Origin of the sequence: Rhodopirellula sp. JB055 (assembly GCF_043100905.1) — a bacterium.
Lineage (GTDB): Bacteria > Planctomycetota > Planctomycetia > Pirellulales > Pirellulaceae > Rhodopirellula.
Genome location: NZ_JBICHO010000252.1, coordinates 1 through 10,721 on the forward strand (window position 1 = coordinate 1; position 10,721 = coordinate 10,721).

The 10,721-nt window shown below is 57.6% G+C and carries 9 protein-coding genes; 1 reads left to right on the forward strand and 8 read right to left on the reverse strand.

Going from position 1 to position 10,721, the window contains the following annotated elements; translation table 11 throughout:
• The 4 genes from ACF8AM_RS10405 to ACF8AM_RS10420 form a co-directional block, all read right to left on the reverse strand.
• Positions 1–960: dihydroxy-acid dehydratase (locus ACF8AM_RS10405; protein WP_392555578.1), on the reverse strand; the 960-nt coding region annotated here is incomplete at its 3' end.
• Complete coding sequence (locus ACF8AM_RS10410; protein WP_392555579.1) at positions 941–1,615, reverse strand: zinc metallopeptidase; 675 nt, start codon at positions 1,613–1,615, stop codon at positions 941–943. The genes ACF8AM_RS10405 and ACF8AM_RS10410, both read right to left, overlap by 20 nt.
• 249 nt (positions 1,616–1,864) lie before the next feature.
• Positions 1,865–2,302: a DUF420 domain-containing protein gene (locus ACF8AM_RS10415; RefSeq protein WP_392555580.1), complete on the reverse strand. Its 438-nt coding sequence runs from the start codon at positions 2,300–2,302 to the stop codon at positions 1,865–1,867.
• Between the two features lie 3 nt (positions 2,303–2,305).
• Entirely contained in the window at positions 2,306–3,001 is a 696-nt protein-coding gene (locus ACF8AM_RS10420; protein WP_392555581.1) for an SCO family protein, read from the reverse strand.
• A gap of 338 nt (positions 3,002–3,339) precedes the next feature.
• Between ACF8AM_RS10420 and ACF8AM_RS10425 the strand changes: the two genes are divergently transcribed.
• Complete coding sequence (locus ACF8AM_RS10425; RefSeq protein ID WP_392555582.1) at positions 3,340–4,422, forward strand: alpha/beta hydrolase fold domain-containing protein; 1,083 nt, start codon at positions 3,340–3,342, stop codon at positions 4,420–4,422.
• Between the two features lie 283 nt (positions 4,423–4,705).
• On the opposite strand, the gene hisI is transcribed toward ACF8AM_RS10425, so the two are convergent.
• The 4 genes from hisI to ACF8AM_RS10445 form a co-directional block, all read right to left on the reverse strand.
• A complete protein-coding gene (gene hisI, locus ACF8AM_RS10430; protein WP_392555583.1) occupies positions 4,706–5,086 on the reverse strand; it encodes a phosphoribosyl-AMP cyclohydrolase in 381 nt (126 codons plus the stop codon).
• The gene (locus ACF8AM_RS10435; RefSeq protein ID WP_392555584.1) at positions 5,083–6,093 is read right to left on the reverse strand and encodes an NADPH:quinone reductase; all 1,011 of its coding nucleotides are present in this window, start codon (positions 6,091–6,093) and stop codon (positions 5,083–5,085) included. The genes hisI and ACF8AM_RS10435 overlap by 4 nt, the downstream gene beginning before the upstream one ends.
• A gap of 88 nt (positions 6,094–6,181) precedes the next feature.
• Positions 6,182–9,637: a response regulator gene (locus tag ACF8AM_RS10440; RefSeq protein ID WP_392555585.1), complete on the reverse strand. Its 3,456-nt coding sequence runs from the start codon at positions 9,635–9,637 to the stop codon at positions 6,182–6,184.
• A 4-nt stretch (positions 9,638–9,641) separates the two neighbouring features.
• Positions 9,642–10,622, reverse strand: coding sequence for a serine/threonine-protein kinase (locus ACF8AM_RS10445; RefSeq protein ID WP_392555586.1), 981 nt, complete (start codon positions 10,620–10,622; stop codon positions 9,642–9,644).
• Positions 10,623–10,721 lie beyond the last annotated feature (99 nt).

Consider the following 10,721-nt stretch of genomic DNA (forward strand, 5'->3'; position numbering starts at 1 on the left):
GATGTGCAGCAGCAGGTTTGTGCTGCCGCCGACGGCTGCATGCATCAACATCGCGTTTTCGAATGCTTTGTCCGTCAGGACGTCGCGGAGCGTCAAACCCGATGCGTGCATCGCTGCGGCGGTGGCGGCCGCGTCACGAGCCAGACGGGTCCAGATCGGTTGTCCGCTGGGCGCCAGCGCCGCGTGCGGAACCGTCATGCCGAGGGCTTCTGCAATCACTTGGCTGGTCGCTGCCGTGCCCAGGAACTGGCATCCGCCGCCGGGTGTGCCACAAGCTTTGCAGCCCGCCACGGAGGCTTCTTCCAAACTCATTTCGCCACGACTGTAGCGTGCTCCGATGGTTTGAACCTTGCCCGCGTCTTCGCCCACGGTTGGCGGCAGGGTCACGCCGCCGGGAACCAACACATTCGCGAGGTGACCGGTTCCTGCGAGAGCCATCATCATGGCGGGCAAGCCTTTGTCGCACGTGGCAATTCCGATCACGCCTTTGCGTCTTGGCAGCGATCGGATCAAGCGACGCATGACGATTGCGGCATCGTTGCGATACGGCAATGAGTCAAACATGCCGTGCGTGCCCTGCGTTCGGCCGTCGCAGGGGTCGCTGACGAAGGCGGCAAAGGGAACCCCGCCGTCATGTTCGATTTGTTCCGCGGCGGCTTGACCGAGCAAGCCGACTTCCCAGTGCCCGGTATGATAACCGAGTGCCTGCGGCGTGCCGTCCGGGTTGCGCACGCCACCTTGGGTGCTGAGAATCAGGTATTGATCGCCGAGGACTCGACGGGGGTCGAATCCCATGCCGACACTTTGAGTCAGTCCGAACAGGTCACCGCTGGTCCAAGATCGAAGAATCTCGTCGGAAAGCGGAAGTTTGCCATCGGGACCATCTGCCTTGGTTGCCAATGTTTCGGGGGCATCCAAGGCAGCAAAGTAGTCGGAAGGGTCAATCACTGCGTCGGCCACTGGTGAGAATCAAGAGGTAATATGCCAGCGTCATGATCGATTGCAATGTCGCGGCAACATAAGTCAACGCGGCAGCGTTCAGAACCTTTGCGACATAGCGTTCTTCCTGCGCCGTGATCAAACCATACTCGACCAGGTGCTCGCGAGCACGACTGGACGCGTTGAATTCGACCGGCAAATTGACAACCTGAAAAAACACCACGGCGGAGAACAGGATCACGCCGATCCACATCAACGGTTGAAGTGTCAAGAACGCGCCGATAAAAAACAGCGTTGCACCGATCCCGCTGCCGAAATTCGCGGCCGGAACGGCCAGGTTGCGAACCACCAGCGGTGCATAGCGCTGCGCGTCCTGGAACGCGTGGCCTGCTTCGTGACATGCCACGCCGAGCGCCGCCATGGAGCGACCCGAGTAAACATCGTCGCTGAGACGAAGCACCTTCGCTCGCGGATCGTAGTGGTCCGACAGTTGACCCGGCACGCGTTCGATACCGATCGATTGCAATCCGGCACGATCGAGCATGCGACGGGCTGCTTCGGCGCCCGACATCCTCGCTGGCACTTGCGCCATCGCCGCGAACGACGATTTCACTTTCCACTGAGCGTACAAACCCAGCAAAAACGGAGGCAAAACAAACAGGAAGTAGATACCCATCGATGGAATGTTCCACAAAAACAATCGACAGCAAACGCAATCGGCTTGGCGAGTCTTCAATCACGAAGGGACTCTCCAACGCCAAAAATCAGCCGTTCTGACAGTCAAAAAATCGCGTTTTCGCTCGCAGAAGGCCAAATGGGCAGACACTCGCTGCACCACAACCCTGTGTACGCAATTGCCGCACCAACGTTCGCGGCAATAGGCGTTTAAGTTAGTCACGGTTTAAGTCATTCACGAGGAAAGTTGTTAGAGCATCAAGTAAACCAGCACCCCGGTGACGGAAACGTACATCCAAATTGGATAGGCGAACCTCACCAGTTTTTTGTGAGCCACAATGCGGCCGTTTTTGGCCAAGTAGATCGCTCGCAACGCCAAGAACGGCACCGCGATGGCAAGCAGAATGTGTGGGATCAGAATCGATAAGTAGGTGTACCGCGCTGCGTCCGGAGCGTCCTCGGGAAATCGACGGTTGAATTCACCTGTTGACTGATACAACGCGAATTTGTGGAACAGGTAGCACAACAAAAACAGCATGCTGACACCAAACGCACGCAACATCATCTGCTTGTGGATCTTCGCCCGCCCATTCTTGATGTAGTACAGTCCGAGCGCCAAAAAGATCGTGGCAATCAAGTTCAAGGCTGCGTTGAGGTGCGGCAAATTGGCCGCCAGGGTATCCCACATGAATCAAGACTTCTTCGAGGAGGCGTCGTCCTGGAGCATCGATTCAATGCTCGCTTTCAGTTCCTTCAGTTGACGTTTTTCAGGCCAATTGTAGAAGCCCTCAATTTTCCCTTCGGCATCGACCAAAACAAAACGTTCGGTGTGGAATTGTTTGTTGACCGGTTGTTGGAAAATTTCCGCGCCAATGCGACGGATGTAATTCAGGTCGCCTGTCAAAAACAGCCACTGGTCTTTGTCGGCACCGAATCGCGCTGCGTACTCTTGCAGGACTTCGGGGGTGTCCGTTTCAGGGTCGACCGAAATGGCAACAAAGCGGACGCCACGCCCTGCAAACTCATCCTGCAACTCCTTCAACTTCTGGTTCTGGGAGACGCAGATGCTAGGGCAAGTGCTGAAGAAGAAACTGACGACGTAGGGGGCTCCTTTCAAGTCCTCGGTCGAAACCATTTCACCGCTGCGTTCGAGCAGTTCGAATTCGCTGAGCCATTCGACGTCTTCTGGAGGTTTGGACGGAGTGTCGTTGGCAACGTCCTCGGGACGAAGTGTCGCGTTGTCAATCACGGCGTTGTCATTTCCGTAGACCACTTCGTCGGCACCTGGACCGTCCTCGCGGACCGACGAGCTGCGAATTTGGCGGCCGACCAGGCCCAGGACAACTCCAGCAACGAGAATCAGTGCGATGTGCGTGACTATTTTCATGGCGAACTGCCCTGACGGGGGGATGTTTCTTGGATTCTCCGATTCATCGATCGCCGCGGTATCGGCTGCGAGGGATGAATTGAATTTCTGTATTGTAATGCCGGGGGGAGTTTTTCTTAACCGTCGGTCCGCGATTGCGAGAACAGGTGCTCAGGCGTTCGGGGCCAGCGGTTGAGTCAGGCACAGTGGCGAAATTCACCGTTTCAGGCGTTTGGATCGATTCGATGGGCTACTGTTTCAATGATGAGTGATGCGAGACAATTTGTCGCTGCTCGAGACCGAACCCCGGGGACACGGATTTGCCTGGGGCCGCCTGAGAACGCCTGCCCCAAAGACTCATGACTGCAACCTCTTACTCGCCCCAGTGTTGGCTGGTTCGTTTTTTTACCTACGCCTCGATCGTTTGCTGCTGCGCGAGTGTCAGTGTCGCTCAGCGACCCGGATCAGGGGGGCCCCGTCCGGATGCTGGTGAGGAGCGTTCTGGGGAAAGACGCCCACGTGGCGGCGGTCGCGCGGCGATCCCTTCGGTGCTGGATGCAGAATTCATTCAGAACAAACTGCCGGCGGGGACCCGCTACATCAGCGATGTTGTCTTCAAGGAAGTCGATGGTCTGGAGCTGAAACTGGATCTGCTGTTGCCAAAGAACGAAGCCAAGAAACCTCTGCCGACGGCGGTGTGGATTCACGGTGGTGCCTGGATGCGTGGGAACAAAGCACGTGACCTGCATCGGTTTGACCAATTGACATCGCGGATTCTAGAAGAAGGGTTGGCGTTTGTTTCGATTGAGTATCGCCTGTCCAACCAGGCTTCGTTCCCGGAGCCAGTTTTGGATTGCACCGATGCAATCGCGTTCTTGAATCTCAATCGCGAAAAGTACGGGTTGGACACGGACCGCATGATCCTTCTGGGGACTTCCGCGGGAGGTCATTTGGCCGCATTGATCGCCACCAACCTGACAAGCGGCAACTCTGAGTTGGTCACCGATGCGTCTCAGTCAATGGGAAAGATTCGCGGCGTCGTCGACTTTTACGGACCAATCGATTTGGTGATGTTGCAATCGAAACGTGGCGAGATCGACTTTGAAAATGACTCCTCCCCGGAAGCCCGCTTCTTGGGGCATTCGCCACTGATGCGTCCGGACCTCGCGCGAGCGGCGTCGCCAATCACCTATGTCACCGAAAACTCTCCGCCGTTCTTGATCTTTCACGGTGTGCTTGATGCGCGTGTGCCGATGAAGCAAAGCATCTACTTGAATTCAATGTTGAGAGCCAATGGCGTTGAAAGCCGATTGGTCGAAGTCAAAGCGGCCCGACACGGCGATGAAAAGTTCGACGACACGCCTTACAACGACGATGCCATCCACTTCATTCGTTCTGTCATCTCTGAAGATGCGGCCGGTGGCAAAGACACCGCCGGCTAATGGTGACAGGTGGGAACGGATGCGATGACGGGGCGCGAACCGGAGAAGCGTTCGGCGGCGCGCCTCGCCCCGGACGGGGCCGGCGTTATGCCACGCGGGCCTTGCTGACGCGTTTTGAAGTTGCGTTTTTCTCAAAACCCGAAGCGTCAGCGAGGAAAAAACGATGTTGACTTCGCCTCGCTGACGCGTCGGGTTATGAAAAAATCAATGCCTCACGCAAAAACGCAACTTCGAAACTGACGCGTGGGGTTACCAGGCGGAGTTGCGTGCTCGGTGCGTGCTTTTAAGCGATGCGTTCTTCGGTGATGTGCGCGGTGCCGTCCGGGTCGACGCGGCGGAAGAAGCAGCTTTCGTAGTTCTCGTGGCAGGCCGCGCCGGTTTGATCGACGGACAAAAGGATCGCGTCGGCGTCGCAGTCCACTCGGATTTCACGGACGATTTGGGCATGACCACTGGTGTCGCCTTTTCGCCAGAGTTCGCCTCGCGAGCGACTGAAGTAGACGGCTCGGTTCCCTGAAAGCGTTTCCTCCCAGGCTTCGCGGTTCATCCAGGCCAGCATCAGCACTCGCCCGGTGGTGGCGTCTTGGGCGACCGCTGGAAGCAGGGGTTGGCCGGTCTTGGGGCATGGAACCCCGGCGTCAAAGTTGGGGATCGTAGAGATCATGGTAGTGATTCGGTGTTGAGGTTGACGATGATTTTGCCGGCCAGTTGACTGCTGTCTTCCAGCGTTGCGGATTCTTGCAAGGCGTGAGCTTGGGCGGCTTGTTCCAAGGTGAAACGGGCACTGATGTTGGCGGAGAGTTTACCCGACGCCAGCCAATCGGAGATGTCCTCCGCGGCGGTCTTCATTTCCGTCGGGGAGGCTTTGAACATGACAAATCCATGGAGCGAGCATTCTTTGACGTAAAACGGACCGACTGGAAAAGCCGGACGTGCGTCTCGTCCTGCCATCAGCACCATGCGTCCACGACCAGCAAGTAAATCGACAGCGGTGTCGAAATCAGGTTCGCGCCTCGTTTCCCAGAACACGTTGACGCCGTCGGGAGCGAAGGCTTTCGTTTTCTCAGCGATGGATTCTTCCTTGTAGAGAATCACTTCTTCAGCGCCGAGGTCGCGACAAACCTGGGCTTTCGCTTCGCTGCCAGCGGTCGTGATCACTCGGGCTCCTTTTGCAGCGGCCATTTGAACAACCATCGATCCCACGCCGCCGCTGCCGCCGATGATCAAGATGCTTTCGCCAGGCGTCAGTTGGGCTTCGCGAAAAAGCCCGAGATGAGCGGTGACACCAACGAGTGCGCACGCGGCGGCGTCCTCATAGGGCACGGGCTCGGGGAGCTTGAACACCCATCCTTCGTCGACGGTGATCAGCTCGGCGAGTGTCCCTTGGCGGCCGAGCAGGCCTTGGTTGGTGCACCAAACGCGGTCGCCGATCGCAAAGCCTTTGACCCCGAGGCCAACGCTTTCCACCACTCCAGCGGCATCACAGCCAGGCACAAACGGCTGCGGCAAATCCATGGCGATCGCGCCGGAGCGAATGTACGTGTCGATCGGATTGACGGCCGACGCATACACGCGAATCAGGACTTGGCCAGGTCCTGGGGTCGGATCAGGTTGCTCCGCGACTTGGATGGAATCAGCGGGACCTGGTTCGGTGATGAAGGCAGCTTTCATGGGGCAACTCGTTGAAGTGGACGTTCATCAAATGGGGAGTCCGAGGTCGCACAACGGGCGTCCAACGTGACACAACAAGAACGCTATCTTACCGTTGCAGAGACGATTCGCGAATCCGCGAGACCCAGTGAGTTGCCGTGACGCGCAGTGCTTCGATCGCTTGCGATTCGGCGGCATCCGTTGTTGCAGGATCGGAATGATTGATGGCGGTTTTCAATCGCTCGACCCACTCAGGGTCTTGGACAGCCGATTCGACCTCGGCGGCCTTGGCGACGTCGTCTTGGGGGGCAAAGTAACGCAGGCATGACTTCAGTGTGTGCGATGCGGACCGGAGTCGATTGGCATCGCCTTGCTTGGCGCCTTGGGCCAGATTCTTTATCAGCGAGGGGACTTCCATCAAAAACGCTTCGCAGACGGATTCCATCGTGTCGGGGTCGCTGCCGCAGTGTTTTGACAACTGGCTTCGCCAATCCCAGGTCTCTTCATCGGGAGCGGGTTCCGTTGGATGGTCATCGGGTTGCTCGGAAGGCGTCGAGCCGTTGTCCACCGTTTTGGTGGTGTCGTTTGATTTCAATGGCAGGGCAGCCGGATTGTTGGTTGGCAACTCGGGAGGCAGCATCGCGTCGGATTCAGCGGCTTTCGTCGCAGCCATTACTCGCTCGATTTCAGCGAGCAACAGTTCCAGGTCGACTGGTTTGGTGATGTAGCCATCCATGCCTGCTTCGCGACAAAGTTGACGATGTTGATCGGTGACGTGAGCAGTCAGGGCAATGATCGGAGGCGGTGTTCGGCCAGCTTGGGAGAATTGTTGGTGAATGATACGAGTGGCTTCGGTGCCATCCATGTTTGGCATTTGCAAGTCCATCATGATGCAGTCAAACGAGCTGGATGCCAGTCGATCGACGGCGGCTTCGCCGGAATCGGCCGTTTGCACATGATGTCCGGCGGCGACCAATTGATCGTGAATCACCAGCCGATTGGTCGCACTGTCGTCGACAACGAGCAATCGATAAACAGGCGATTCGGATGAGGCATCGTCACGTTTGGGATTGGATGGGTGTGTCTCGGTGGCCGATGTGGTCGCTGGGGTTGGGGAATTGGATGTGGTCCGAAGGTTGGTCGCCGGCAGGGTCGGCTTGGTCCCACGCCGTCGTTTGCGTTGTCCGCGACTGGACTGCAAAAGCGGTTTTCCCGAGAGCCAACGGCGCAGTTCATCTGGGTGAAGTGGTTCAATCACAATCGCGTCTTCCCGCTTGGCACGCCGGGGCGTGGGTTCGCCGGCACGGGTGAGCCAGATCACTCGGTCGCTGGATTTACGAGCGCGGATACGGAAGGCGGCGTCGGCGGTTTGGTCGGTCAGGATCCAGTGCAGATGAACTCGGTCGGGTTCCAGCATGGAAGGAGTGCGGATGGGCCATTGGCAATGCAGCAACGTTTCTGCAATGGCGTCTTGCATCGTGGTATTGCCAACCGACACAACCGCAGTGGCACCTTCAGGCGGAACGGCTGGCAGCGTCTTCTCGTCGCGGGCAGGCTTGGGATCCAAGGGCAACGCGAGCGCACATTGGAATCGGCTGCCTTGTCCCACGTGGCTGGTCACAGTGATGTCACCGCCCATTCGCTGAGCCAAACCGCGAGCGATTGCCAGGCCCAAACCTGTGCCGCCGAATTGTTTGTTGGTTCCACGATCGGCTTGCTCAAACGCGTCAAAAATCCGCGATTGATTTTCGGGAGCGATGCCGATGCCGGTGTCCGAAACCGTGATCTCGAACCAAGCCATCGGGATATCGTCATTTGGGGCGTCGTTGGGAGCGTTGGATTCGGGCGTGGTGACGGGATGGTTTGCCGGGTTCAGAGGCTCATCGATGGGACTCAGTCGCAGACTCACCTCGCCTTGTTGAGTGAATTTGATCGCGTTGCCAGCCAAGTTCAAAACGATTTGGCGGATTCGTATGCGGTCAGCGACCACGCGTTGCGGGGTTTGGGGATCGATGGACAAGCACAGTCGATCGGGTTTGTCAGCGACACGAACGGCCAGGCAACCAAAGGCATCGCCAACGACTTCGTGCAGGTTCACGGGAACCGGATCGATGGTGACGCGACCAGCTTCGATCGCGGCGAAGTCCAAGATGTCTTCGATGACATCTCGCAGCAGTTCGGTGTTTTGAGCGATCAAGTTGACGTAGCGACGGGCTGCGTTGGGCAGTGTTTGTTGGGCCAGCAGATCCGTCAGCCCGCGAATTCCTCCCAGTGGAGTGCGGAGTTCGTGTGAGATCCCCGCCATGAATTGGGTCTTGGTCTGGTTGGCTTGTTCTGCCGCAGCCTTGGCCTCTCGCATGGCTTCGAACGCGGCGCGTTGCAGGGTGACATCGCGAATGATCACGGCTTGTCCGGTCGCCCCGCCGACTGGGATGTTGTGCACGGACACTTCGCTTTCAAACGCACTTCCGTCGCCTCGGCGGAGACGCAATTGGTGCCGCTCAGCCAGGGGCAAGGATCCCCATTGTTGGGACACGGGAGTGATCAGGTCATTCAGCGGGCGTCCGACCAATCGTCCCCCGCTGGCTTGCAAAAGTTCACTGGCCGACGGGTTGGCTTCCACAATGGCTCGTTGGGCGTCGATCAGCAGCACTGCGTCACCAGCGGCATCAAACAACGCTCGTTTTCTCGCTTCGCTATCGCGGAGGGCAATTTCGTTGCGATGTTTTTCGGTGATGTCCCAGAAGATGATCTGGACACCAACGCATTGTCCGTTTTGGTCGTACTCAGGAGCCTTGAAGACTTGAGCGAACCCGACGCGTCCGTCAGGGGCCGGGTGCACTTCCACTTTGTCGACGGCGTGTCCCGTTGACATCACGGACATGTCATCATCGCGGTACTTTTTACCAATCGCTTCCCCGAACAACTCGGCATCGGTGCTTCCGATCACATCGACCGGTGTCATGCCGATGTCCGCGCAGAATTGTTCGTTGGCGTAGGTGAACACTCCTTCGGCGCTTTTGCGTGCGACCTGCAAATGCATGCGGTCGATGAGGGATTGGAACGTCGTCTCGCTTTGATCGAGTCGGTGCTGCGTCTCTTGCCGACGTGTGACTTCGTTGCGAAGGGCTCGGTTGACGCGTCGGATTTGCAGCGATCGTCGATGCACCCGATGTTGCAACATGCGTTGGTGTTTGAGTCGGGTTCGCAATCGACCTTGTAAGTAGATGTGAAAGTATCCGGTGGCCATCAAAGCGAAGAAGGTCCACAGGCGGACGGGTTCCAACCAAGCGAATGTTTCCGTTTCGATGCCACCGGAAAAGCGATGAGCGATTGGTCCGAACACATGCAGTAGCCCGACCGCGGCGACAGCGAGACTTTGGATTGCCGTCATCCAGGTGATGAAACGCCGATGAAGCACGCGCCAGGCCAGCGGCAACAGAATCAGGTGGGCGACCACGACGGCCCAATCTGGCGGCGTGATCGCGTCGGCAATGGCCACCAGTGCGATCAGGAAAACCCATGATCGTGGACGCCGCCAAAGTTGTGTCCACCATCGTCGCATGAGTTCAAAGCTTTTTGGCGAGTTCTTCATCGGCGTGACGTTGCCACCATTGGCGTGCGTCTTCTTGCGACCAGGGATACCGCGGGGCGAATGCGTCCAAACGTTGGATCAGATCCGCGACCGATCCCACTCGCTCGTGTTTGTCCTTGGCCATGCAGGCCTGGACCAACCCGTTCAGTTCGGGATCGATTGGTTCGCCACGATGCGTTTCGATCTCAAGCGGTTGTTGCGTCAGGATCAAAGCGAACATGGATTCGGGATCGCATTCCGCGAACGGAGGATGACCCGTTAACAAAAAGTATAAAACACAACCCAGCGAATAGACATCACTTCGAGGGTCCATGACTGAAGGAGCCCGGAACCGTTCGGGCGCCATGTACATGGGGGTTCCTGCCCAGACCGTTTCGGCGGTTTGAAAAACGCCTTGGTTGGGTTGCAGAGGTTTGGCCAATCCAAAATCAAAGACCACGGCCCAGTCACCCACGATGGTGTCGAAGCTGAGCATGATGTTCTGTGGTTTCAAGTCACGATGCACCAGGCCTTGCGAATGAGCTTCCAAAACGGCTTGGCAGACTTGGCGAAGAATCCAGATCGCGCGAGCCGGGGCTTGGTGACGACTGCGAGCGACGACCTCCGACAAAGTCAGACCTTCTAACAACTGCATGACGCAGAAAGCTTCGCCGTTTTCATTGCGACCGTAATCGTAAATGGTCACGCTGTGAGGGCTCCGCAGGCTGGCGGCCAAGCGGGCCTCGCGGTCAAAGCGTCGATGATCGTCGTCATCTTGCCGATCGACACGCAGGACTTTCAAAGCAATCTCTCGCCCCAATTCGGTGTGGCTGGCACGGTAGACCACGCCCATGCCGCCGGCACCCAGTTCCTCGTGGATGTTGTATCGTCCCAGCGGTTGTTTGAGTGCCGATGGCGCGGGGGGCTTTGACAAACGCTTGGCGAGTAGGACGGGCGCGATCGACGCCAACGACAAGAGCAAGGCCCACGGCCAAGTGGATGCAAACAGGAAGGCATCTTGCTCGGAGTCGTTTTAGACGATAAGGCCCAGTCCAAAAACAGGAAGCCAAAGCCA